This is a genomic window from Sorangium sp. So ce131 (assembly GCF_051519095.1).
GTDB lineage: Bacteria > Myxococcota_A > Polyangia > Polyangiales > Polyangiaceae > Sorangium.
On sequence record NZ_CP150455.1, the window covers coordinates 13,171,637 to 13,195,723 of the forward strand.

22 protein-coding genes are annotated in these 24,087 nt (G+C 73.9%); 12 read left to right on the forward strand and 10 right to left on the reverse strand.

From position 1 onward, the window contains the following. Positions 1-34 precede the first annotated feature (34 nt). From rpsT to WMF43_RS47920, 4 genes are all read right to left on the reverse strand, one after another. Positions 35-319 (reverse strand): 30S ribosomal protein S20, encoded by a 285-nt coding sequence (rpsT, locus tag WMF43_RS47905; protein WP_104986437.1) that lies wholly within the window; start codon positions 317-319, stop codon positions 35-37. A gap of 13 nt (positions 320-332) precedes the next feature. Then, the gene (locus tag WMF43_RS47910) at positions 333-521 is read right to left on the reverse strand and encodes a hypothetical protein (RefSeq protein WP_437675583.1); all 189 of its coding nucleotides are present in this window, start codon (positions 519-521) and stop codon (positions 333-335) included. Positions 522-614: 93 nt separating this feature from the next. After that, positions 615-2,216 carry a hypothetical protein gene (locus WMF43_RS47915; protein WP_437675584.1) on the reverse strand — a complete coding sequence of 534 codons (1,602 nt, stop codon included), beginning with the start codon at positions 2,214-2,216 and terminating at the stop codon, positions 615-617. Further along, positions 2,213-2,800 carry an RNA polymerase sigma factor gene (locus tag WMF43_RS47920; RefSeq protein ID WP_437675585.1) on the reverse strand — a complete coding sequence of 196 codons (588 nt, stop codon included), beginning with the start codon at positions 2,798-2,800 and terminating at the stop codon, positions 2,213-2,215. Before WMF43_RS47920 ends, WMF43_RS47915 begins: the two co-directional genes overlap by 4 nt. A gap of 506 nt (positions 2,801-3,306) precedes the next feature. Here WMF43_RS47920 and WMF43_RS47925 point away from each other — a divergent pair. Further along, entirely contained in the window at positions 3,307-4,638 is a 1,332-nt protein-coding gene (locus WMF43_RS47925; RefSeq protein ID WP_437675586.1) for a S41 family peptidase, read from the forward strand. A 20-nt stretch (positions 4,639-4,658) separates the two neighbouring features. Here WMF43_RS47925 and WMF43_RS47930 read toward each other — a convergent pair whose 3' ends face one another. The 4 genes from WMF43_RS47930 to WMF43_RS47945 all read right to left on the reverse strand — a co-directional run bounded on the left by WMF43_RS47930 (position 4,659) and on the right by WMF43_RS47945 (position 9,855). Further along, positions 4,659-5,906 carry an FAD-binding protein gene (locus WMF43_RS47930; protein WP_437675587.1) on the reverse strand — a complete coding sequence of 416 codons (1,248 nt, stop codon included), beginning with the start codon at positions 5,904-5,906 and terminating at the stop codon, positions 4,659-4,661. Further along, positions 5,885-7,678: a glycerol-3-phosphate dehydrogenase/oxidase gene (locus WMF43_RS47935; RefSeq protein ID WP_437675588.1), complete on the reverse strand. Its 1,794-nt coding sequence runs from the start codon at positions 7,676-7,678 to the stop codon at positions 5,885-5,887. Before WMF43_RS47935 ends, WMF43_RS47930 begins: the two co-directional genes overlap by 22 nt. An 87-nt stretch (positions 7,679-7,765) precedes the next feature. Further along, positions 7,766-8,509: a glycosyltransferase family 2 protein gene (locus WMF43_RS47940; protein WP_437675589.1), complete on the reverse strand. Its 744-nt coding sequence runs from the start codon at positions 8,507-8,509 to the stop codon at positions 7,766-7,768. After that, positions 8,506-9,855: a protoporphyrinogen/coproporphyrinogen oxidase gene (locus WMF43_RS47945; protein ID WP_437675590.1), complete on the reverse strand. Its 1,350-nt coding sequence runs from the start codon at positions 9,853-9,855 to the stop codon at positions 8,506-8,508. Before WMF43_RS47945 ends, WMF43_RS47940 begins: the two co-directional genes overlap by 4 nt. Positions 9,856-10,085: 230 nt before the next feature. Here WMF43_RS47945 and WMF43_RS47950 point away from each other — a divergent pair, with 230 nt between their 5' ends. The 5 genes from WMF43_RS47950 (at position 10,086) to WMF43_RS47970 (ending at position 15,257) form a co-directional block, all read left to right on the forward strand. Beyond that, complete coding sequence (locus WMF43_RS47950) at positions 10,086-12,077, forward strand: aconitase family protein (RefSeq protein ID WP_437675591.1); 1,992 nt, start codon at positions 10,086-10,088, stop codon at positions 12,075-12,077. Positions 12,078-12,210: 133 nt separating this feature from the next. Further along, positions 12,211-12,441 (forward strand): TIGR04563 family protein, encoded by a 231-nt coding sequence (locus WMF43_RS47955; RefSeq protein ID WP_012241296.1) that lies wholly within the window; start codon positions 12,211-12,213, stop codon positions 12,439-12,441. Between the two features lie 41 nt (positions 12,442-12,482). After that, positions 12,483-13,499 (forward strand): alpha/beta fold hydrolase, encoded by a 1,017-nt coding sequence (locus tag WMF43_RS47960; RefSeq protein WP_437675592.1) that lies wholly within the window; start codon positions 12,483-12,485, stop codon positions 13,497-13,499. After that, positions 13,496-14,743 (forward strand): hypothetical protein, encoded by a 1,248-nt coding sequence (locus tag WMF43_RS47965; RefSeq protein ID WP_437675593.1) that lies wholly within the window; start codon positions 13,496-13,498, stop codon positions 14,741-14,743. The genes WMF43_RS47960 and WMF43_RS47965 overlap by 4 nt, the downstream gene beginning before the upstream one ends. A 64-nt stretch (positions 14,744-14,807) precedes the next feature. Next, positions 14,808-15,257, forward strand: a complete 450-nt coding sequence (locus WMF43_RS47970; RefSeq protein ID WP_437675594.1) for a YbjN domain-containing protein — start codon at positions 14,808-14,810, stop codon at positions 15,255-15,257. Between the two features lie 34 nt (positions 15,258-15,291). On the opposite strand, the gene WMF43_RS47975 is transcribed toward WMF43_RS47970, so the two are convergent. Continuing rightward, positions 15,292-16,566 (reverse strand): formylglycine-generating enzyme family protein, encoded by a 1,275-nt coding sequence (locus tag WMF43_RS47975; protein WP_437675595.1) that lies wholly within the window; start codon positions 16,564-16,566, stop codon positions 15,292-15,294. A gap of 112 nt (positions 16,567-16,678) precedes the next feature. Here WMF43_RS47975 and WMF43_RS47980 point away from each other — a divergent pair, with 112 nt between their 5' ends. From WMF43_RS47980 to WMF43_RS47995, 4 genes are all read left to right on the forward strand, one after another. Beyond that, positions 16,679-16,942 carry a hypothetical protein gene (locus tag WMF43_RS47980; RefSeq protein ID WP_437675596.1) on the forward strand — a complete coding sequence of 88 codons (264 nt, stop codon included), beginning with the start codon at positions 16,679-16,681 and terminating at the stop codon, positions 16,940-16,942. A gap of 10 nt (positions 16,943-16,952) precedes the next feature. Next, entirely contained in the window at positions 16,953-17,915 is a 963-nt protein-coding gene (locus tag WMF43_RS47985) for a prepilin peptidase (protein WP_437675597.1), read from the forward strand. Further along, positions 17,912-18,274, forward strand: coding sequence for a YXWGXW repeat-containing protein (locus WMF43_RS47990; protein ID WP_437675598.1), 363 nt, complete (start codon positions 17,912-17,914; stop codon positions 18,272-18,274). Before WMF43_RS47985 ends, WMF43_RS47990 begins: the two co-directional genes overlap by 4 nt. 128 nt (positions 18,275-18,402) lie before the next feature. Further along, positions 18,403-19,098 carry a hypothetical protein gene (locus tag WMF43_RS47995; protein WP_437675599.1) on the forward strand — a complete coding sequence of 232 codons (696 nt, stop codon included), beginning with the start codon at positions 18,403-18,405 and terminating at the stop codon, positions 19,096-19,098. Between the two features lie 18 nt (positions 19,099-19,116). On the opposite strand, the gene WMF43_RS48000 is transcribed toward WMF43_RS47995, so the two are convergent. Next, entirely contained in the window at positions 19,117-21,135 is a 2,019-nt protein-coding gene (locus WMF43_RS48000; RefSeq protein WP_437675600.1) for a serine/threonine protein kinase, read from the reverse strand. Positions 21,136-21,515: 380 nt separating this feature from the next. On the opposite strand from WMF43_RS48000, the gene WMF43_RS48005 reads away from it, so the two are divergent. Then, positions 21,516-23,306: an AMP-dependent synthetase/ligase gene (locus tag WMF43_RS48005; RefSeq protein ID WP_437675601.1), complete on the forward strand. Its 1,791-nt coding sequence runs from the start codon at positions 21,516-21,518 to the stop codon at positions 23,304-23,306. Positions 23,307-23,308: 2 nt separating this feature from the next. Continuing rightward, on the forward strand, positions 23,309-24,022 hold the full coding sequence (locus tag WMF43_RS48010; protein WP_437684228.1) for an HAD family hydrolase: 714 nt from the start codon (positions 23,309-23,311) through the stop codon (positions 24,020-24,022). Positions 24,023-24,087: the final 65 nt, after the last annotated feature.

Consider the following 24,087-nt stretch of genomic DNA (forward strand, 5'->3'; position numbering starts at 1 on the left):
GGGGCGTTCGTGCGGAACGTGCCGAACGGCTGTCTCAGCCCGCGGCGGTCTTGGCGGCGACGCTCGCCTTGTGCAGGGCGAGGGCCAGGCGGCTCTTCACACGCGACGCGCGCTTGGCGGGGATCGTCCCCTTCGACGCGGCGCGGTCGAGCGCGCTCACCGCGGCGGTGACCTGCGCGGCGGACTCCTGCGGAGCGCCCTTCAGCGCCGTGCGCGCCTTCTTGACGGTCGTGCGGAGCTCCGACTTGATCGCGCGGTTGCGCGTCGTCCTCGTGATGCGCTGGCGGTTGCGCTTGTCGGCAGATGCGTGATTGGCCATGAGAAAAGCTCTCCTACTTCTTCGCCTGCGCCTCGGCGGGCGGGGCAGCGCGCAGGGCGTCCGGCGCGGTCTGATCGTAACCCGCCGGATGGATCGGGAACTTGGGGGTGCCGTGCGCGCGCTCGTGGCGCTTGCGGCGGCTGCCCGCAGTGCGCGCCTTGCGCCGACGGATGCGCTGAGATTGCTGGGTCGCGGAAACCATGGGGGCGCGCATTCTACCTGCGGGCGCCTCCATGTCAACCAGGACGTCGCCGCCGCTGCGCCAGCCGCTTTTCGCGCATTCCGCGCCGCCGCGTCACGGCCGGACGGTCGCGCTGACCGAGAACGACGGCTTCGAGAAGGGACCGACGTTCGCGCCCTTGAACGCGGCCTGCACGCAGCTCGACTGGCCGTTCGCCGCCGCCCAGCCGCTCACGCTGACCTTGGTCACCTGGCCTGACGACGAGAACGTGAGCTGCGCGCGGGTCACATCGTCGGCGCCCGCCACGCACGCCCTCGCGCTGGCCATGACCGAGCCGAGCGCGGCCTGGACCGACCCCTGCGACGGCTGCTCGGGGATGTTCTGCTGCCGGAGCGGACCCGACGCAGGCTCGGGGGCCTCCGACTCCACCGACGTCTTCTGCGCCCCGTCGGAGCCCACCGCCGCCTGCATGGCGGAGGAGAGGTCCCCCGGGTTGCCGGGCGCGGCCGGCGCGGCCGCGACCTTGCCCTGCTGCGTCTGCGGCGCACCGGCGGGCGCGGCCGGCGCCCCGGGGGCCGCCGGCGCAGGCGCGGCCGCGGCGCCCTGCGGCGCGGCCTTCGGCGCTGCGGCGAGCTTCTCCGCCGCGGCCGCGGGCTCCTCCTGCTCGGGCGGCGGGCTCACCGCCGGGGCGGCGGGCTCCTGGGGCGCCGGCGCGGGCTTCGCCGGCGCGGGCTCGGCCGGCGCCGCGGGCGCGAGCGCGATCGGCGTGGACGCCGTCTCCTCCCGCGGCGTGTCCTTCGTCCGCAGCATCATGGTGACCGCGGCGGCCAGGCCGAGGGCCGCGATGGCCGCGCCGGCGATCCTCCCTCCGGACCCCTTCTTCGGCTGCGCCGCGGCCGGCTGGACGGCCTCGGCGCGTGCCGCCCTCGCGGACACCACCGCGACCTCGGCCGGCTTGTCGTCGTCGCTCGCCTCGGCGGCGCGGGGCTGGGCCTGCTGGGCGGCCTCCGCCTGATCCGCGTTCGCCGACGCGCTGAGCCGGTTGAGATCGATGACCCCGGAGTCCTCCCCGGTCGCCTCGCCCGGCCGCAGCGAGGGCGACGACGCGCGGTAGCCCGAGGCCGTCCCGCTGCGGGCCGGCGCCGTGGACACGCGCCCCGGCGGCATCGACCCACGCCCGGAGGGCGGCAGCGGCGTCGAGATGCCCGAGCTGCGCCCGGACGGCACGGGCGTCGCCGAGCTGCGCCCGGACGGCAGCGGCGTCGCCGTCGCCGAGCTGCGCCCGGACGGCAGCGGCGTCGAGACGCCCGAGCTGCTCAGCGCCGGCACGCCGCTCACGCGGCCCGAGGACTGGCTGGCTCGCTCGGCGATCTCCTTCAGCGATGGACGCTTTCTCTCCGCCGGCTTCGAGGTGCCGCTCGGGAGGCTCGCTTCGGGCTTGTCGGCCCCGCCGCCATCTGATCCGTACGCCATGATGCTGTGTTCTCCTACTGCAGGTGATTCGCGCGAAAGGTCTCCCGCGTGCGCCTCGCCCGGCTCGGGGGCGAGGTCCGGGGTCGCGAGGAGGTCGATCGGCGGAGCCGCGCCCTCCGCGCGCAGGGACAGGGCTTTCTCGACGATCCGCCCTGCCCGCGCCTCCCACACCGCCTCCTCGTGGGCGGGGGCAGGCCAGTCGTTGAGCATCCCGTCGAGGTCGAGCTTGTCGGTGACGTTCATTCGGCGTCCCCTCCGAAACCGCGCTCCGCGAGGTACACGCGGAGCTTGCGGCGCGCCTCGTGGACGCGCCAGGCAACTGTTCCTTCCGGACAACCCAGGATCTTGGATGCGTCGTCGTGGGGCACGCCGTCGATGCACACGAGGATGAGCGTCGTCCGCAGCGTGTCCGAGAGCGTGTCGATGCCGTCGCAGAGCGCGGCCGCGAGCTCGCGCCGCTGCGTCGCCGCGGCCGGATCGACGCCGTGGCTCGGCCGCGTCTCGAGCAGCAGCGCCTCGATCCGCGGATCGTCCGTCGGCGTCGAGTTCTTGCTCGGCTTGCGGGCCCGGATCATGTTGAGCGAGAGGTTCACGGCGATCCGGTAGAGCCAGGTGAACGGCTCGCTCCGGCCGTCGAACCGGTCGAGCGCCTGGTAGGCCCGGACGAACGTCTCCTGAGTCACGTCCTCTGCCTCCGCGCCCGAGCGGACGAGGTGGAACGCCAGCCGGAAGATGCGCTTCTGATACCGACGAACCAGCACCCCGAAAGCCTGGGCGTCTCCGCTCCGGGCTTGATCGACGAGCTCACGATCGCTGGGTTTGGCCATCCTAGCCGCCTCGAGGTGCGAATTGTCTCCAGCGCATGGACGACAGCGCAGCCGCGGACAGCCCCTCGCGACAGCCGTCGACCGTCTCGGCGAGAGGAGCCCCTCGCGGCGAGCCCCGCGTCGCGGACGCGCAGCGGGGCGATGAGGCAAGTTCCACGTTCAGGCGCGCGAAGATAGCCGAACACTCCTCCTAGGACAAACCATGCGCCTGGACCTTGGGCGCCGTGTGCGCGTTCGTCCAGCCGGGCAGTACGCCCGCCGCGGCCGCGCCGCGCTGCAGCCCCCGCCGGCATCATGGCCGACATCGTCCCGACATCGTGCCCGACGTTCGTGGGGGACGCCGTCCGGCGGCGCTCGTGTGCGCTCGTTGCGCTCGTTGCGCTCGTTGCGCTCGGAGGCGCGGCCGAGCGCGGCCGGCGCGCCCGCGCGAGCGCCGCGGCCGGACGTCGCGGCCGGACGTCGCGGCCGGGCGCCGCGGCCCGGCGCGCCGCTGCTATGGTCGGCGGATGCGACGTCTCTCGAGCTGGATGCGCACCCTCGGGCTCATCGCGGCGGCCTTCGCCGGTGGGGCCGTGACTTCCCACCTCGCCGGCGCGAGCACCCAGGCGCAGAGCCCCTACGCGCCGTTCGAGCAGCTCGCGCGCGTGCTCGTGCTCGTCGAGAACCAGTACGTCGAGCCGGCGCAGCGCGCCAAGATCATCGAGGGCGCCATCAAGGGGATGGTCGCCGAGCTCGATCCACACTCCGCCTACATGAACGCCGCCGAATTCGCCCAGTTCCAGGAGGAGACAGGGGGGACGTTCGGCGGCGTCGGCATCGAGGTCGACTACAAGGACGACGCCATCACGGTGATCGCGCCGATCGAGGGCTCGCCGGCGGCGCGGGCGGGCATCCGCGCCGGCGATCAGATCATCGCGATCGACGGGCGCCCCGTGCGCGGCGAGCGCCTCGACAAGCTCGTGAAGATCATGCGCGGGCCCGCCGGATCGCGGGTGAAGCTCACCCTCCGCCGGCAGGGCGTCGCCGAGCCGATCACGCTCGATCTCGCGCGGGAGCAGATCCACGTCACGAGCGTCGCGTCGAAGCGCGTCGCCCGCGACATCGCCTACGTCCGCGTGAAGCAGTTCCAGGACGGCACCCACGAGGAGCTGCTCCGCGCCGCGGCGACGCTGCGCGCCGGCGGAAAGGCGCCGCTCGCCGGCGTGATCCTCGACCTGCGCAACAACCCCGGCGGGCTCGTCAACGAGGCGGAGGCCGTGGCGGACGAGTTCCTCTCGTCGGGGACGATCTACTCCACGCGCCACCGCAGCAAGGTCATCGACGAGGCGCAGGCGCACGAGGGCGGCGCGTTCGCCGCGCTGCCCGTCGTCGCCATCGTGAACGAGTACTCCGCGAGCGCCGCCGAGCTCGTCGCGGGCGCCCTCCAGGACAGCGGCCGCGCCACCGTCGTCGGCGCGACCACCTTCGGCAAGGGCTCGGTGCAGACCATCTTCGAGCTGCCCGGCGGCGGCGGGGTGAGGCTCACGACCATGCGCTACTACACGCCGAACGGCCGCTCGATCCAGGCGCAGGGCATCCGGCCGGACATCGTCATCGAGAGCCCGCCGCAGGAGGTCGCGTCGACCATCCTCCGCGAGCAGGACCTCGAGGGGCACCTCCCCGCCGAGGGCGGGGGCGCGCTCGGCGCGCCGCGGGCCGTGCTCGTGGAGAAGCGCCCGGACGGGGCCGCGCCGCGCGGGCTCGAGGGCGACGTGCCCGACGATCCCTCGCGCAGCACCGACTTCGCGCTCTCCGTCGCGTACCAGCAGCTCCTCCGCGCGATCCCGGCGCGCCGCTGAGGCGCGCCCCCCGCCGCCCGTCAGGCCTCGTCGCCGGCGCGCAGCCCGGTCGTCACCGCGTCGAGCACGGTGCGCGCCCTCCCGGCGATCGCCGCCCCTGCGGCGAGGATCCCGGGCGCGGCGCGGACGCCGGCGCACCGGATGCCCACCGCCTCCAGGGCGCCGGGGCGCTCGCCGCGAGGCCACGCGGTCACGTCGAGCTCCGGGCCCTGCATGGAGCTCACCACGCCGAGCGGGCCGCGGCCGTCGCCCAGCGCGACCGGCGCCGCGAGCGAGAGCGCGAACGGCGCGCCGCCGCGCGCCGGGAGATCCGTGCCGGCGCCGCGCTCGGGGGGCGCGTACGTGATCCCTCCGCCGGCGAGGCCGCCGATCGCCAGGATCACCACGTCCGCCGCGAGCGGCACGTCCTCGCCCTCCACGTGGACCACGACGCGCTCGCCCGCGCCCCCTGGCCCGACCTGGGCCTCGCCCACCGCGCGCACGCGGCCGTGGCGCCGCGCCGCCCCGATCGCGTCGAGCAGCGCGTCGCGCGCCGCCTCGAAGCGGAGCCCCGCCGGCGAGCCGGCGCCGATCAGCGCCTCGCCCACCGGCACGCCGAGCCGCGCCGACAGCGCCTCGGCCCGCGGCGCGCGCGCGCCGAGCCACGGGCCGAGCAGGATCGCCCCGGCGCCGCCCGCGCCCTCGAGCGCCCCGCGGAGCCGCTCGGCGAGCCAGTGGAGCCGCGCCGGGTCGTCGTGCCGCGCCGCGAGATCGCCGTCCGCGATCCGCCGCTCGTCGTCGAAGCGCAGCACCGGCGCGTCGACCGGCAGGAAGCGGAGCCCCCGCGCCCGGGCGAACGGCTCGTCCGTGAGCGCCTCCGCGAGCGCGTCGGCGTCCCACGCGGCGCGCGGCGCGCGGGGCACGAGGACGCGCGTGCGGCGGAGCGGCGCGAGGTCGAGCAGCGCGCGATCCCTGCCGCGGGCCGGGCGGATCCGCCCGGCCACCGTCGCGAGGCGCGCGGCCGCCGCCTGCGGCACGTCCCACAGGCCGAGCTCCGTCGCGAGCTGCCTGGCCGCCGGCGCGAGATCGCCGGCGGGCAGATCGCCGCCGAGCAGCCGCGCCGCCCGCTCGACCTGCTCCCACGGCACGTCGTCCACGGCGCCGCCCGCGAGCGCCGTCTCCCCGACGCCCGCGGAGATCACGGCGACCGACGCGCCGCGCCGCCGCGCGCTCCACGCCGCGGCGAGCCCGGCGACGCCGGCGCCGATCACGAGGACCGATCGCGCCACGCCGTCTCCGCGAGCTCCCTCGCCGGGCGTTGTGCCCGGCGGTCCACGTCCTCGCCCGCCGCCGCCGCGGCCGGCTCGTCGTCGGCGTCGGCAGGCGCACCGAGCTCCGATCGCACGCTGGCGATGGCGAGCGCCTCCTGCCGCGCCTGCTCCGGCCCGAGCGCCACGGCGCGCGTCACCGCCTGCCGCCCGAGGAACTCCGCCGCCTGCCGCATCCCCTCGCGCGGCGGGAGCGAGAGCTCCTGCGCCACGATCTGCCCGCACCGCGCCGCGCAGCGCATGCCCCCGCACGCGCCGAGGCCGAGCCGCGTGCGGCGCGCCACGTCGGCGACGCTCCGCGCGAGCTCGTGCCGGAGGACGTACCGCACCTCGGCCTCGATCACGGGCTCGCAGGGGCACACCGTCGCCGCCTCGCGCGGCCGCTCGCGCACGCGCTCCTCGATCCGGAGCGCGCGCGATCCGTGCCGGTACACGAGCCGGCGGCCGGCGACCGCGTCGATCTCGAGCCGCCGCGACAGCGCGAGCGCGTCCACCGCGCGGTCGCCCCCGGGCAGCGCGATCGCGTGCGTCGCGCAGCGCGCGCCGAGCTCGAAGCGCCGCGCGAGGAGGTCGGTCATCTCCTCCGCGAAGAGCCGGAAGCTCGCCAGCTTGCCGCCGATCATCGAGTACACGCCCGGCGCCCCATGCGCCGCGTGGTCGACGATCTGGTGATCGCGCGAGAGCTCGTCCTCGGTCGGCCCGAACGCGTAGAGCGTGGGCCGCACGCCCGCGAACGTGCCGATCGCGCGCGCCTCGTGGATCTGCGGGAACACCCGGGCGATGCCCTGGATCAGGTACCGGACCTCCTCGCTCGTCGCGCGGACCTGATCGAGGTCGCCGTAGAAGTCGTCGTCGGTCGTGCCGACGACGCTCATGTTCTCCCACGGCTCGAGGAAGATCTGCCGGCCGTCGATCGTCCTCGCCATGATCGCGTAGTTCGTGAGGCGCCGGTCGAACACGACGTGGATGCCCTTGCCGGGCCGCACGCGCGAGCTCGACGCCGGCAGGCCCGCGAGCGACGTGGTGATCGGCGACCACGCGCCGGTCGCGTTCACGACCGCGCTCGTGCGGAGGCGCCCGCCCTCGCCGGTCCGGAGGTCCCGGTAGCGCACGGCGACGACCTCGCCCGTGTCCTCGCGGCGCTCGATCCGCTCGACGGTGTGCCCCACGTACACCTTCGCGCCGCGCTCGATCGCGTCGACCGCGTTGGCGACGCAGAGCCGGGCGCCGTCGATGCCCCACTCGTCGAAGCTGAAGCCGCCCACGAGGTCGCCGTGGATCCCCGGCTCGAGGCGCCGGAGCTCGTCGGGCGACAGGCGCGCGTGCGGCTTGCCGCGCTTGAGGGGCTGGTAGAGGTCGTAGGCCTCGAAGAAGCCGTCGGCGAGGTTGTAGAGGACGCGCGCGTTCCGCGAGCGCTCGAACGGCACGAGGAACGGGATCCGGAACAGGAGGTGCGGCGCGATCGCCTGGATGTGCCCGGAGTCGCGGCACGACTTCTCGGTCACGTGCGGATCGCTCGTCAGGTACCGGAGCCCGCCGTGGATCATGCCGCTCGAGTTCCCGCTCGCGCCGAACGCGAGATCGTTGCGCTCGAACAGGGCGACCTTCAGGCCCCGCTGCGAGGCGTCACGCGCGACGCCGACGCCGTTCACCCCGCCCCCGATCACCACGACGTCCACGTCGGTGCCGGCGCGGCGGGCCGGTCTCGGTGCGCTCGGAGGGAGGATCGTCACCTGCGGCGTATAGCATGCCAGAAATTGTCCACGAGCGGACGGCGCCGTGTCCGCCGCGATGCAGCTCCGGCGGAAGCCGCCCGTCCGTCAGCCGCGCACGCGGATCGCCCACGTCAGCTTGGCGAGGCTGCGGAGCACGTGCGGGACGCGGCGGGAGAGGTCGATCGACGGCCGCCGCTTCTCCAGCACGCGCACGGGGATCTCCTCGATCCGGAGGCCTGCCCGGTAGGCGCGGATGACGAACTCGCTGGCGAAGACGTCCTTGTCCACGACGCAGTCGCGCGCGATCGCGAGCAGCGGCTCGCGCAGGAACGCCTTCAGCCCGTGGGTGTCCGTCCCCTGGAAGCCGAGCATGCCGCGGAGCAGCCCGTTGTAGAGCTGGCTCGCCGCGTGCCGCGCCCACGGGCGATCGTCGCGCGCCCCGTCGATGAGCTTCGACCCGATCACCATGTCGACGCCGCCCGCCCGCAGCATCGCGATCGCGCGCGCGTGGAAGTCGGCGTCGCACAGGTCGATCTCGTCGCAGAGCACGAAGCGCCCGCGCGCCCGCTCGATGCCCGCGCGGAGCGCCGCCCCGTAGTTCGGCTCGCCAATGGAAAAGTGACGTACTTCCGGGTACTTGCGCTCGAGCTCGCCGGCGATGCGCAGGGTCCCGTCGCGCGAGCCGTTCTCCGCGAGCACGAGCTCCCAGCGCCAGCCGAACGGCGAGAGCCGCTCGCGCAGGTCCACGACGGCCGCGTGGAGGATCGCCTCCTCGTTGTAGATCGGGATGACGATGGAGATCTCCGGCGCCTCCCCCGCGCCGCCGCGGCCGGATCCCGCGTCGCTCACGGCGCGCCCCCGAGGAGCTCCTCGGCCTTCAGCGCCGCGTCGCGCCCGAAGTGGAGCGCGTCTTCCATCGAGGAGTAGTTCCAGCCGCCGTAACGACCGCACGAGAGGATCCGCTGGCCCTCCAGGAACGGCCGCACCACCTCCAGCGCCTCGAAGTAGCCGTGATCGAACACGACATACGCGTGATCGATGCGGCGCAGCCGGGCAAAACGGACGGCGCTCGGTGCGGGGATGAGCCCCATCTCGACGAGCCCGTCCGCCACCCGGGGCAGCAGCGCCGCGAGGTCCGGCTCGGCGCGGTCGGCGAGCTCCACGTAGAGGCCGGCCTTGCCCGGGGGGGCCATGGCCGGGGAGAAGTTCGAGTAGCAGCCCACACGGTAGAACGGGTACTTCGCCTCCGGGACGTACACCCAGTGCAGCGGCTTCCCGCACGGGGTGTCGAGCGCCACGTCGAGGTAGTAGAGGTGCGTGCAGCGCAGCCGCGCGGCCGCCTCGCTGACGGCCCGCGGCGCGTCCGCGAGCAGCCGCACGAGCGCGGGCAGCGGCGCCGACGAGACGAGCACGTCGTAACGGACCACCTCGTCGTCGAACACGAGCTCGCGCGCGCGCCAGTCGATCGCCCGCGGCGCGCGCCCGAGCTCGATCGCCGGCGCGCCCGCGCCCCGCGGCCGCTGCTCGGCGAGCGCCCGCGCGAGCCCGTGCGTCAGCTGGCCGATGCCGAGCCGCGGGTAGAGGAACTTCGTGTTGTAGCCGAGCTCCCGGTCGTTCAGCCCGACCGCCCCGGCGAGCACGTCCTCGAGCTTCGGGAGCGGCACGAAGCGGGAGCACCAGGCGGCGGTGATCTCGCTCGGGTGCACCCCCCAGAGGCGGCTGTTGTAGGGGATCATGAAGTGGCGGCTGATCCCCTCGCCGAAGTGCGCCAGGCAGAACTCCTCGAAGTTCCTGGGCTGCGGCTTGTTCGGCGCGAAGTGCGCCTCGATGAACCCGCGCAGGCAGTCGTAGGCGACCGCGGGCGGCAGGCCGAAGGTGTTCGCCTGGAACGGATAACGGGTGTAGGTGCCGTTCGACCACACCATCGAGCGCCGCTCGATCTCCAGGGGCTCCGGGCCGATCCAGCCGAGGGCGAGCTCCCGGGTGGCGGGGTCGCGCAGGTGGAGCAGGTGGCCCGTGCGATCGAAGCGGTAGCCGTCGTCCTCGAGGGTGATCGCGTGGCCGCCCGGCCGGGGCAGCCGCTCGAACAGCCGGTAGGGCACGCCCGCCCGGCCGAGGTGGAACCCGGCCGCCATGCCGGTCAGGCCGGCGCCGAGGATCGCGACGGGGATGCTGGAAATCGTGGGTCGGCTCATCGCTCGCGGCCCGGCTGCGGCGGCGGAAGACACCACCTCCCCGGGGCGTCGTCAAGGCGCGCCCCCCGCGCCGAGCCCCCTTGTGCACGATGGATTTCCTGCCCATGCGGTGGGCGCGCCCGGCCCGCGCGCGGCGGCGCCGCAGACCGCCGTTGGCGCGCCTGCGCGGAGCGATTAGGTGTGTTGGGTCCGCCTGCGCTGCCCCGCGCCCCGGGGCGTCCGAGGTCCAGATGCCCATCCCGCGCCGCAAGTCCGTACGAGTCACCGGGCGGATCCTCTACCTGACCGAGGACCCGGAGCTCCTGAAGCAGCAGCTGGCCGGCGGCGAGATCTCCTTCGATCCCGGGCAGCACGCGCTGCACACGCTGATCGACAACATCTCGACCGACGAGATCACGCCGGGCTGGGTCTGTTACTACTACGACGAGACGCTCGCCCGGTACTGCCTGGTCGGGCTGCGCGGCGGGCTGATCGAGCGCGACGCCATCAAGCGCGGCGGCTTCGGGGTCATCGTCAGCGGGCGCTCGAAGGGGTGCGGCAGCTCGCGCGAGACGGCGCCGTACTCGGAGCGGGAGGCCGGGATCCAGCTCGTCGTCGCGCGCAGCATCGAGAAGATCTACGGGCAGAACTGCCAGAACATCGGGCTGCTCACGACGACCGACTTCTCGCTGCTCGAGAGGCTCGCGCGGGGCGACGAGATCCCGATCGGCGAGTTCACCCGCGGGCTCGATCCGATCAGCGCCGACGTCGTCGAGTACGGCGGCCTCTTCGCCTACAACAAGGCGCGCATGGCCGGCGAGGTCTCGCCGCCGACGCTCGCCACGCCGCCGCGGCCGATGACGTTGTGCGAGAAGATCATCGCGGCGCACGCGATCGTCGACGCCCGAGCGGGCAAGATCGGCGCGGCCGCGGTGAAGCCGGGCGACGCGCTCTTCGTGCGCATCGACGTGCGCTTCTCGCACGAGTACGTCACGCCGATGGCGGAGTCGCTCTTCCGCGCCGGCTTCGGGCCGGACGCCGCCGTGAGCGAGCCCGAGAGCGTCTTCGCCTTCCGGGATCACCTCACGTTCCTCGATCGCGTGATGCCGGAGGCGCACCTCAAGCTCGGCCTGCGGGAGCAGGCGGCCTCGCTCGCGACGGTGCAGCAGGCGTTCACCGATCGGCACGGGATCCGGCTCTACGGTGAGGTCGAGCGCGACGGCAGGACCGTGGGCTCGGAGGCGATCTGCCACAACAAGGTGATCGAGGAGCTCGCGTTGCCGGGGCAGATCGTGGCCGGGACCGACTCGCACACCTGCATGGCGGGCGCGCTCGGGTGCTTCGCCTTCGGCGTCGGCTCGACCGACATGGCGAACGCGTGGCTCACGCGCGACGTGCGCGTGGCGGTGCCGCAGTCGGTGCGCTTCAACCTGACCGGGCGGCTCGCGCCGGGCGTCACCGCGAAGGACGTGATGCTCTTCCTGCTCTCGCAGCCGTTCTGGAAGACGGGGCAGGGCATCGGCAAGGTGCTCGAGTTCGCGGGCGACGGCGTCCGCGCGATGGGCCTCGACGAGCGCGCGACGCTCACCAACATGGCCGTCGAGGCGGGCGGCTTCACCGGCATCATCGAGGCTGACGAGGAGATCGTGCGCTACCTCGTCGCGCAGCGCGGGCTCGCCGCGGAGGACGTGCGCGCGCGCGTCGTGCGCGCGGATCCCGGCGCGGAGTACGCGGCGACGTTCGACGTGGATCTCTCGTCGATCGAGCCGATGGTCGCGACGCCCGGCGATCCGCGCAACGGCGTGCCGCTGCGGTCGCTCCGGGACGCCGCCGGCGGCGACGTCAAGATCGACATCGCGTACGGCGGCTCGTGCACGGGCGGCAAGAAGACGGACATGGACATGTACGCGTCCGTGCTCCGGCGCGCGGTGGAGCAGGGCAAGCGCGTCGCGGAGGGCGTGCGCCTCTACATCCAGTTCGGCTCGCAGGACATCCGCCGCTACGCGGAGGCGAAGGGCTACCTCGACATCTTCGAGAAGGCCGGCGCCGAGCTGGTCGATCCCTCCTGCGGCGCCTGCATCAAGGCCGGGCCGGGCGTATCGAACCGGACTGAGCAGGTCACGGTATCGGCGATCAACCGGAATTTCCCGGGTAGGAGCGGCCCCGGCCAGGTCTACCTGGCCAGTCCCCTGGTCGTCGCGGCGAGCGCGATCGCGGGAAAGATAACCTTTCCAGAGTCATGACGCAGAGCGCCGATACCCCGTTGCATACATGGTGCTCGCAATCTGCATCATGGAAAAACGAATGCTTTCCACGGAAGTGCGCCGTACGCTAAGGTGCTCCTCTGTGGCGGATCGGGAGGAGCCCCAAGAGCGTATGACCGACAAGGACACGCTGGCGAAAAACAACGAAGCCTCGAAGACGGACAAGCGGAAGCAAAGCCTCTACTTTCCGGAGTCGATGTTGCAGGAAATCAAGGAGGAGGCGGCGCGGCTCGATCGCTCGCTTTCCTGGGTCGTGCAGCGCGCCTGGAAGCTGGCGCGGATCGACATCAAAAAGCTTCCGAGTGTCAATGATGTGGCTGACGACGAGGACAGCGGCGACTAACATCGCCGCGAGCTTCGCGTAGCCGCGTCGCTCGGGAATCGATGGGTCGAGAGCTCTTCGCCGCCGGGAAGGACGGCACGCGGATCTATGTCCGCTACCGGGAAGGTCCCGGCGGCATTGGTAACCTGGCCGGCGGGGTCGGGGCGGGCTCTGAACGCCTCACGGCGGTGCTCTGCGATGGCATCGCGTGTGACGGCTTCATCTGGAAGTACCTGTGGGACGATCTGGCCCGCACGGTCAACGTCGCCCACTGGAACTACCGTGGCCACGGGCGGAGCGGTCTGCCCGTCGATCCCGAGGCGATCGATCTGCGCGATCACGCGAGCGATCTCGCGGCGGTCCGCGAGGCGATCGGCGGCGGCCCCGTGGTGCTCTTCGGGCACTCCATGGGCTGCCAGGTCGCGCTGGAGCACCTGCGGACCCACCGCGAGGGCGTGCGCGGGCTCGTCTTGATCTGCGGCTCGTCCGGGCGGATCACGCATCATTTCAAGGGCACGGGGGTGCTGGCGCAGCTGCTGCCGAGGCTCATCGCGCAGGTCGACGCGTACCCGCACATCGCGCGCGCGCTCTGGAGCCGTGTGCCCGCGCCGATGGCGCTGCGGGTCGCGCTGCTCGCCCGCGAGGTCGACGCGGACGCGGTCACCCCGGCGGATCTGCTGCCGTACATGCGGCACATGGTTGACATCGACTTCTCGATGTTCCTCCACATGCTGCGCAGCGCCGGCGAGCACTCGGCCGCCGATCTGCTCCCGCAGATCGACCTGCCCGCGCTGGTGATCGCCGGCGATCGCGACACGTTCACCCCGCCCCGCCTCGCCGAGGAGATGGCGGCGGCGCTGCCGCGCGGCGAGCTGATGATGGTGAGCGGCGGGACGCACATCGTGCCGCTGGAGCGCAAGAAGATGGTCATCGAGCGCGTGGAGCAGTTCCTGCTCGAGCGCGTCCTCGGCGGCGTCTCGCTCGGCGCGAGCGCGCCCGCCGCGGGCGGGGCCCGGCCGCCAGCACCAGAGGAGGCCCCCTCGCCGGAGGAGCTGGGCGAGCTGGCGAAGGGCGGATGAGCGGGGGCGCGCCAGGCGAGCGCGGACCGGGCGCGGCGCGCGAGACCCGCGCTCGACCGGGCGGCGTGGCGGCGCGGCGCGCGCTCGTTGCGGCGGCGCTCGTCGCGGCGGCGCTGCTCGCGCCGGCGGGGGCGCGGCCGGCCCCCGAGCGCGGCGGCGCGCGGAGCGGCGCAGCCGCGGCGCTGGCCGGGGGCGCACGTGAGAGCGCTGCGGCTCAGGCGCGGCCGCCGGGCGAGGCGCCGCGGCAGGGCGAGGCGCCGGCGCGGCCGCCGGGCGAGGCGCCGCGGCAGGGCGAGGCGCCGGCGCGGCCGCCGGGCGAGGCGCCGGCGCCGCCCGCTCCGATCGCCGCGGTCGCCAAGGACGGGCCGCTCGAGCGCGGCCTCCAGCGCTGGCCGCTGCGCGCGCTGCGGCTCACGGGCAAACCGGCGGACGGCCGCTTCGAGGCCACGCTGGCGCTCGGCGCGGCGGCGAAGGGCGACGGCCCGCGCGAGGTCAAGGTGAGGCTCGCGCCGGCGCAGAAGAAGAACCCGCTCGCGTTCCGGCGCCCGCTCGCGTTCTACCGTCTCGCCAGGGCGCTCGGCGCGCACGTGGTCCCCGCCGCGGCGGCGCGCCGGGTCGGCATCGGCGAGCTCGCCGCGCTCATCGGCCGGGAACCGGCGGGCCGCAAGCTGCTGCGCCGCTTCGCGGTCATGAACGACGGCACGGTCGACGCGCTGGTCCTCGCCCCCGCGCCGGGGCCGCCGGGGCCGCGCTGGATCGTGCCCCGCCGCACGTCGATCCGCTTCGACGGCGCGCGCGAGCTCAGCGTGTGGGCGCGCTGGGCGCGGTCGGCGTCGCCGGCGCGCGGCGAGCGCGCCTCGATCCTGCGCGATTACCTCGAGGTGCTCGTGCTCGACTACCTGGCGGGCAACGGGCTCCGGAAGGAGATCGTCCTCGACGTGAGCGCGGGGGCGCTGATCCTCGAGGCGAACGCGAGCGCGTTCCCGCTGCAGGTGAAGGCGCACGCCCTGGATCGGCAGCTCGACCGCCTTGTGGAGGCGGCGCGGTTCCCCCGGGCGCTCCGCGACGCGCTCGCGCGCTTCGGCCCCGACGAGGCCGCGGCGGCGCTGCGCCCTCGGGGGTTCGAGGGCGAGCTCGTGCCGCCGCGCGCCCTCGTGGAGCTGGAGGAGCGGAGGCAGGCGCTGCTCAGCCTGATCGCGGCGAAGATCGCGGCCCGGGGTGAGGCCGCTGTCCTCAGCCTCTAGGGAACCCGGCCTCTTGCGCGCCGCATCTTGATCTCCGGCGGCCGCAGGGTGATCACCAGATCGCGTGATCGACGTGGCGACCTTGCAGCGCTGGACCGAGGAGATCGGCTACAGGACCGAGCTCGTGAAGCCGTCGACCCTGCGCATCTATCCGCTCGAGGAAGGCGTCGTCGAGCTGCCGCCGTTCTACGTCCAGTGCACCGAGAACTGGGTCGTGCTCTCGATGTTCGGCGTGCTCGACCCGAGCGACGCGCCGAGCGCCGCGGCAGAAAGCGCGGTCAGCCTGCCGCTGGTCGAGGACACCGGGCAGGTGTTCGACGTGCTGCGTCACCTGCTCGAGGCCAACCGCGACATGCGCGTGGCCAAGTTCGCGCTCGACGACCGGGGCGAGATCCTGCTTTGCGCCGAGCTGCCCACCGAATCGCTGGATCGCTCCGAGTTCGCCGACGCGGTCGAGCGCATCATCGAGTACGCGACGACGTACCGGCACACGCTGCTCGGCGCGGGGATTTGAAGCGGCGGCGGAGGCCGACACCACGGCCGCGCGGTTACTTCTGGGTGATCACCACGCGGTTGTCGTCCCGGTAGGTCACGTTGCCCGACTCGCCGCGGCAGTCCCAGCACGTCGCCCACGAGAGCCGCCGCCGCACGTAGCCGTTGAAGCCGAGCGCGATCGGACCCGGATCGCCCTTCAGCAGCAGCGACGACGCGATCCGGTAGCGGTCTCCGGGGAGCTTCAGGAACGCGACGATGAACGCGTCGTCGTCGGACTTCCCCGTCACCACGAGCACCTCCTCGCCCGGCGCCGGGTTCCAGAGCAGCGGCGACGTGGTGAGCGTCGTGTTCGGCGGCGCGCTCACCTCCGGCTGGGTCGCCGGCGCGCCGCTCGGCGAGAGCCGCGTCCGCGCCCGGCCGAGCACCGCGTTCACGTCGTCCGGCTCCTTGAAGAACGAGATCGCCCCGCCGAGGTCGCGCAGCTGCGGCACGAGCGCGAGCATCTCGGCCACCTGCTGCGGCCCGATCTCCGCGCGCCGGAACGTCTGCTGCCACTGCGGCGACGGGATCGACGCCGCGTTCGGCGGCCCGTGGCAGCACCGGAAGCCGATGTCGTCGCCCGACGCGGTCGGGTCGACGGCCGCGCGGCGCGCGCACCGGTGATCCACGCCGCTCGCGCTCGCCGTGGCCCCCCGGACGGCGGCCGCCTTGGGCTGGAGGTTCTCGATCGGCGCGACGTCGCTCGCGGTCCACTCGCGCAGCGCCGCCCCCATGCCGGCCACGCCGAACCCCGACACGCACGACGCCGGCGCCTTGGCGCACGCCGGATCCCACGCCGCGCCGCCCGCATACGGCGTCCCCTCGGGCCCCTTGCACGCGCGCTCCCACTCGAGCTCGGTGCAGAGCCTCCCGCCGGCCTGCTGGCAGAGCTCCGAGGCGCGCGCCCGCGACACGCCGGTGAGCGGCGGCTGCGCGGGATCGTTCGGGTACAGGTGCCGGTCGATGGTGAACCCGCCCAGCTCGACGTCGAGCAACGCCGGCTCGAGCGTCGGATCGCGCCCCTTGTCCCCGGGCGTGCTCCCCGCGACGAGCTTCCCGGCCGGGATCTCGACGCGCGCGGGCCCCCCCTGGGGCGCCGCGCCCGCCTGCGACCTCGCGCTCGCCGCGGGCGCCTCGTTCTCGGCCGCCTCGAGCACCTTCCCCTGCGGCGCGGCCTTCGCCGGGGCGCTTCCGTCCGGGCGTCGCTCCCCGGCTTGCTGCTGCTGCTCCGCGCCGCGGTCGCACCCCGCCGCTCCGGCAGCGCCGAGGGCGATCAGGAGAAGGGTCACGGCGGCGGCAGGCGTCCTCGTCGGCACGGTTCCTCGAAGCGCCTCGCCTTATGTCGCAGGACCCCTCGCCCGTCAAAGTGCCCGCGCTATGCTGGCCGGGATGGGGCAGGGCGTGAGCGACGCACCGGATCCGATGGCCGCGCAGATGGCGCAGCTCCTCGCCGGCAGCGATCTCGACGAGCTCCGGGAGATCGTGCGGCGGTGGGTGGCCGAGGCCCCGAGCGAGGGCGTGCGGCGCCAGTACCAGGAGCTCGGCGGGCGCCTCGTCGAGCTCAAGGCGGCGCTCTCCGAGTCGCCCGTGCAGCCCACCCTGGCGGAGCTCGAGCAGGCGCTCACGATGATGCTCCGGCTCGCCGCCTCGCACCCGAGGACATGAGCCGAAGGTGATGCTCGCCGACTTCCCTCCGTGGTTCCTGCGCGCCTTCGCGGTCTGCTTCGGCCTGCTCTGGGGCAGCTTCCTCAACGTCGTCATCCACCGCGTCCCGCGCGAGCTCAGCGTCGTGCGCCCCGGCTCGCGCTGCCCCGCGTGCGGCACGCCGATCCGCGCCTTCGACAACATCCCCGTCCTCAGCTACGCGCTCCTGCGCGGCCGCGCCCGCTGCTGCGGGGCGCGCGTGTCGCCGCGGTACCCGCTGGTGGAGGCGGCGGGCGGGCTCCTGTCGCTCGCGATCGTCGAGGTGATCATCCTCCGGCTCCCCGGGACGACGCCGATGCTCCACGCGCTCGCCACGTACACCGCCGATCTCGCGCTCGCGCTCGGGCTGGTCGCGGCGACGTTCATCGACGTCGAGCACATGTTCATCCCCGACGCGATCACGATCGGCGGCGCCGTGCTCGGCGTCGCCACCGCGTCGCTGCGCGCGATGGGCTTCGCCGACGCGCTGCTCGGCGCGGCGGTCGGCTTCGCCGTCGTCTGGCTCCCGTTCGTCGTGATCTACCCCCGGATCCGCGGCGGCCGCGTCGGCATGGGCCTCGGCGACGCGAAGCTCCTCATGCTGGCGGGGGCCTGGTTCGGCTGGGGCGGCGCGCTGTTCGTGCTCGGCGCCGGCGCCGTCCAGGGCTCGATCGTGGCGATCGCCGTGCTGCTCCTGCGCGGGAACATCGAGGAGCCCGAGGCGGTGCGCCTCGAGCGCGAGCAGATCCGCGCCGAGCTCGCGGCGATGTCGCCCGAGGAGCGCGCGGCCGCCGAGAAGGAGCTCGCCGAGGACCCGCTCGCGGAGGAGCCGGGCGAGGGGTTCGGGCAGGCCCGCATCGCGTTCGGCCCGTTCCTCGCGCTCGCGACGCTGGAGTGCCTGCTGTTCGGCCGCGACCTCTTCGACGTGTACTGGTCATGGATGGACGTTGGATGAAGGCCCTGCTCCGCCGCGCGCTCGGGACGCCGCTCGCGCTCCTCCTCGCGCTCGTCGCCGCCTGCGGCAGCTCGCTCCCGCTGCCTCCGACCGGCCCCCACCTGCCCAGCGAGCCCGCGGTGGTCGTGCCGTACCCGCCCCCGCCGGCGCGGGCCGAGATCATCGCGCCCCCGGACAAGCCCGGCCTCGTCTGGATCGACGGCGAGTGGCAGTGGCGGAGCCGCCGCTGGGCGTGGCTGCCAGGCCGATGGGAGCCCGCGCCGCCGGGCGCGTACTTCGCGCCCGCCACGACGGTGCGCCGCGCCGACGGATCCCTGGTGTGGTTCGCCGGCCTGTGGCACGTCCCCGGCAAGAAGTGATCGACACCGCGGCCCCGCGATGGAATTTCACCTCGTGCCGAGGTGCTCGACGCCCGCGCCGGCCTGCCTGACCGCCGCGCCGAGCCGGCTCGGCGCGACCACCCGCACGGACCGAAGAGCCCTTCCCCATGATGCTTGCCTGGTCGTTCGCTGTGCGCACACCCGACGAAATCGCCCGACTCCTCCGCGCCCTCGGCAAGCACCGGTACGTGCGCGAGGTTGATCACCGGCTGCACTGGTCCGTCGACCACGCCCTGGCCGAGCTGCCCGAGTTCGCGCCGCACGCCGCGGCCTTCGAGGCGCGCCTCAAGAAGGAGCGCGGCCTCGAGCTCGGCTCGCGCGATCCCTCGCTCTGGCGAGAGGCGCGCACCGAGGAGGTGATCGCCGCCCTCACCGCCTTCTGGACGCCGGACGAGGCGGCGCTGCGTTACCAGGACCGCCTGCGCGAGGCGCTCGCGCGGACGGGCCTCCCCGAGGCCACCCACGCCCCCTTCGAGTCCGCCCCCGACGATCCCCCGCACCCGGAGCTCGTGCTGCTCGACTGGGAGCTGTACCCCGTGGACGAGCTCGACGCGGACCGGCACGCCGGCGCGCTGGCCGCGATGGAGGAGGCCCAGGAAGAGGTGAACGCGTCGGCGCCGGTCTACAACGAAGGGCCGATCCTCGCGGCGCCGGAGCTCTGCGAGGGCGCGCCGGACGGGGTGCTCGTCGGCGACTTCCTCGTGTGGTCGGACGGGCCGTACAGCTACTCCGACTACGTGTTCCGCGGCGTCGCGAAGTCGGCGAAGCTCGCCGAGCCGCCGTCGGGGTACAGGGATCTGTAATTCACCGCTGGCAGCGGATCAGTACGGATCCGGCTTCGGCGGCGGGACCGTGGGATCGATCTCGCCGGCGGGCGGCGTCGGCGCCGGCGGGGTGGCGCTCGCGGTCGCCGTGGCGGGGGGCGGCGCGCCCTTCGGGGCCATGTGGAGCGTCACCTCGAGGTCGATGTCCTTGTCGAACACGATCATGCGCCGCTGCGCCACGTGGCCTGGCGCGGTGATCTCGATCCGGTGCGCCGCGCCGTCCTTGATGAGCTTTCCCTCGAACGGGTTCGCGGGGAGCTCCCCGCCGTCGACGAAGATCCTCGCGCCGGCGGGGCTCGCCTTGATCGTGGCGCGGAGGAGCCCGGCCTCCCCCGCGCGCCCGGCGCTGCGCTCGGGGGCCGGCGGCTCGGCCCCGGCGCTGGGGGAGGGCGGCGCCGGCGCGGAGGGCGGCGGCGCGGTCGGCGCGCTCTCGGCCGGCGGCGCGGTCATGCCGCGGCGCTCGCGGGCCGGCTCGCGCAGCTTCAGGTACAGCGTGGCGGCGGCGAGCGCCGCGACGACCACGAGCGCCGCGACGAGCGGGCGCCGCGAGCGCGGCGGCGCCGGCGCGGGCCGCGCCGCGGCGGCGGGCTCGGTCCGCACGACGGCGTGCAGCGTCCCCTGGGGGAGGGTCGAGCGCTGCGCTGGAGGAGCGGGCGCCGAGGGCGACGAGGTGGTGATCGTCCCCTCCTCGGGGGGCGGCGGGTACGACTCGAGCGTCTCGCGCACCGGCAGCGACGGCAGCCGCGAGGCGCGCCCCGAGAGCTCGACGCCCCCGGCATCGGGGTCGCGCTCCCGCAGGTTCTTCAGCTGGTGATCGATGATCGCTCGGATCTCGGCCCGCTCCTCGGCGAACAGCCCGCTCACGAGCTCGCCGACCTGCTGGGCCGTCACCTGCTCTCCCAGGCGCTCCGCGTAGCGATCGAGGTCGGCCCGGAGCGCGGCGGCCGTCGCGTAGCGCTTGTCCCGCGCGTGCGCGAGCGCCTGGCCCGCGATGCGCGCGAGCTCGGGCGGCACGTCGGGGCGCGCGGTGCGGACATCGGGGATGTCGCGCATCAGGTGGGAGATGATCTGCGGGTCGGTCAGCCCGCGCCAGAGGCGGCGGCTCGCGATCAGCTCCCAGAGGATGACGCCGACCGAGAAGATGTCCGCGCGCCGGTCGATCTGGGACGAGGGCGAGAACGCCTGCTCCGGCGCCATGTAGGCGACCTTGCCCTTCAGCGTGCCGGCCTGCGTCTCGACGGCGCGGCGCGCGGCGAGCGCGATGCCGAAATCGACGATCTTCACCTGGCCGTCGTACGTGATGAAGATGTTGTGGGGGCTGACGTCGCGGTGCACGACGTGGAGCGGCGTGCCGTCGTAGTCGACGAGCTCGTGGGCGTAGTGGAGCCCGGCGAGCACCTCGCCGAGGATCCAGAGCGACACCGCGAGCGGCAGCGGGCGCGCTTGATCCCGCGCGCGAGAGAGCACCCGGCTCAGCGGCTGCCCCTCGAGGTACTCCATGGCGATGAAGTACTCGCTGTCCTCGAGGCCGACCTCGTTGGTCTGCACCACGTTGCGGTGGTTCAGCCGGGCGGCGAGGCGGGCCTCGTCGAGCAGCATGTCCCGGAACTCGGGCTCGTCGGCGATGTTCGGCCGGAGCCGCTTGATGACCTGCAGCTTGCTGAAGCCCGCCGGCCCCACCGCGACCGCCAGGTGGACATCGGCCATCCCGCCGCGCCCGAGCGTCGCGATGAACCGGTACTTGCCGAGGCTCCGCCCGCGCCGGTCAGGGGGGGACGGCGGCACGTCCGGCGGCGCGTCGCGGCCGACGGTCGTGGCGGCGTCGCGGTCCGGGCGCCGCATCGGGACGGTCGCGGGCCCGACGGATAGAGGGGAGGGCAGCTGCCGGGACCGCAGGGTCCGCCCCTCGAGCGATGCCTGCACGTGCTCTGGCGGCCCAGAGGCGGCGAGCTCGTCGCTGCGGGCGGAGTCCACCGCCCAGTCAGCTTCTCCGATCGTCCTCTTGTGCTCGCTCACCGCCGAATGGTCCTGATCGAATCACGTCCAGTCAAGCTGGCGGCGGAGCCGGGCGCGCGCAGCAGCACGCGGGCGGCGATCGCTCGCCCTCGACGGCGAGCCCTCGTCCACCCGGTAATCCAGAGCGATAACCACACCTCGCGCCGCCCGCATCGGATCGCCCGCGCGGGCCTGACCGAGCCCACGCTCAGCGCGCCACCCGGGGCGACCTCGGCGCCGCGCCGTGCGCCGGACGCGCAGCGGGACTGTTCCGTTCTCACGGAAATGGGGCCACGCTGGGCAGGTGAACCCTGTGACTTCCGCGCGGTTCCCTTGCCGTGGAAGAGGAGGTAGGAAACTCACCCATGCTCGCGCATGATCGCTCCTCGAGGGGGTAGCCGATGCCTTGCGATTCGATTCCGCGGCGGCTGCTGGGGCAGGCCAAGGTGCGGCCCGAGGCTCCGGCCCATTACGTGAAGGAGGGCGGCTTCTGGAGGATGACGAGCTTCCGGGAGTACGCGGGCGAGGTGCGGCGGGCGGGCAAGGCGCTGCTCGCGCTCGGCGTCGAGCCGGGCGGGACGCTGGGCCTCCTCGGCTTCAACCGGCCCGAGTGGGTGGTGCTCCACGTGGCCGGAATGGCGATCGGCGCCGCGCCGGCGGGGATCTACACGACCTGCTCGCCCGAGGAGGTGCGCCATGTGCTCGAACACGCGGGCTCGAGGGTGGTGCTCGTCGAGAACCGGCGGCAGCTCGAGAAGGTGCTCGGCCAGTGGGATCGGCTGCCGCAGCTCGCGTGGGTGGTGCAGATGCGGGGCGCCGAGCCGGCGAACGATCCGCGCGTGTTGACCTGGGACGAGCTCCTGGACCGGGGGAGCCGCGTCCCGGACGAGCTGTTCGACGAGCGGCTCGACGCGCTCGAGCCGGGCGGCCTCGCGACGCTGATCTACACGTCCGGCACGGTGGGGCCGCCGAAGGGCGTCATGCTGAGCCACGAGAACCTCACGTGGACCGCGGACGTGTCGGCGCGCATCATCCCGCTCTCGGCCTGGGACGTCCACCTGTCGTACCTGCCGCTCTCGCACATCGCCGAGCAGATGTTCACGATCCACCTCCCGGCCTCGGCCGGCTCGGCCGTGTACTTCGCGGAGTCGCTCGAGGCGGTCGCGGGCAACCTCCGGGAGGTGCAGCCCACGATCTTCTTCGGGGTCCCGCGCATCTGGGAGAAGCTCAAGGCCGGGATCGAGGCGAAGCTCTCGGAGGCGAAGGGCCTCGGGCGGTTCACGCTCGAGCAGGCGAGGCGCGTCGGCCTGCAGTGCAGCGAGCTCCGCGCCCGGGGCGAGCGGCCAGGGCCGATGCTCGCCCTGCAGCACCGCCTCTTCGACAAGCTGGTCTACGCGAAGGTGAAGGCGGCCGTGGGGTTCGCCCGCGCGCACGCCATGAGCTGCGGCGCGGCCCCGATCGCGAAAGAGGTGCTCGAGTTCTTCGCGTCGCTCGACCTCCTGATCACCGAGGTCTACGGGCAGTCCGAGGTGACCGGGCCGACGAGCTACAACGTGAAGGGCAGGACGAAGCTCGGCACCGTGGGGCCGGCCGTGCCCGGCGTCGACGTGAGGATCGCCGACGACGGGGAGATCCTCGTGAAGGGGCCGAACGTGTTCCTCGGCTACTACAAGGATCCGGAGGCGACCGAGCAGGCGCTCGCCGACGGCTGGCTGCGCTCGGGGGATCTCGGCAGGCTCGACGAGGAGGGCTTCCTTCACATCACCGGGCGGAAGAAGGATCTCCTCATCACGGCCGGCGGGAAGAACGTCTCCCCCACGAACATCGAGGAGGCGCTGAAGCGCCACGATCTCATCGCCGAGGCGGTGGTCCTCGGCGACGGGCGCAGGTTCCTCACGGCGCTGATCGTGCTCGATCCCGACGCCGTGCGGCGCTTCGCGGCCGAGCGCGGGCTCAGTGACGACGTGCCGCGCGACGTGCCGCGCGAGGCGCCGGAGATCCGCGAGGCCGTGCAGCGCGCCGTGGACGAGGTGAACAGCCGGCTCGCGCAGGTCGAGACGATCAAGAAGTTCTCGATCCTGCCGCGCGGGCTCACGCTGGAGGACGGCGAGCTGACCCCGACGCTCAAGATCAAGCGGCGCAAGGTGAGCCAGAACTTTGCGCGCGAGATCGAGGCGATGTACGCCGAGTGACCATGCACGACGCGCCCGCGACCGCCGTTTCCTTCGACTTTGGCCAGACGCTCGCGGAGCTCGACACCGAGCTGCTCTCCGCGCGCCTCGCGGAGCGCGGCATCACCTCGCCCCGGGAGCGGCTGGACGAGGCGATCGACGAGGGCTGGCGCGCGTACAACGAGGCGATCCTCCGCGGGTACGGCGGCCATCCCTGGAAGATCCTGATGCGCCGCATGCTCGAGGTGGCCGGCGTCGCGGCGGGCGCGGTCGATGAGGCCGTCGACTGGCTCTGGACGGAGCAGCCGCGGAAGAACCTCTGGCGCCGCCCGATCGCGGGGATGATCGACGTCGTGGTCGAGCTCCGGCGGGCCGGGGTGCCGGTCGCGGTGCTGTCGAACTCGGAGGGCCGGCTCGCCGAGCTGATCGACGAGCTCGGGTGGTCCGCGCATTTCCTGGCGGTCGCGGACTCGGGGCGGCTCGGGTTCGAGAAGCCGGGCCGGGAGATCTTCGCGTGGACGGCCGAGCGCCTCGGCGTCCCGCTCGCCGCGGTGGTCCACGTCGGCGACTCGCTCGCTGCAGACGTCGAGGGCGCGCTCGCGGCAGGGATGCGGGCCGTCTGGTTCAAGGGTGATCCCGCCCGCGCCGCGCAGCTGCCCCTCGCCGACCGCGTCGCCGTGTGCGACGGCGCGGACCCGCTCCGCAGGGCGCTCCGCGCCCTCTCCCTCCCCCTTTAGCGCGGCGGTCGACCGCCTCGGAGACGGGCCCACCTCGACGTCTACAGTGCTCGGCGCGCTGGCGA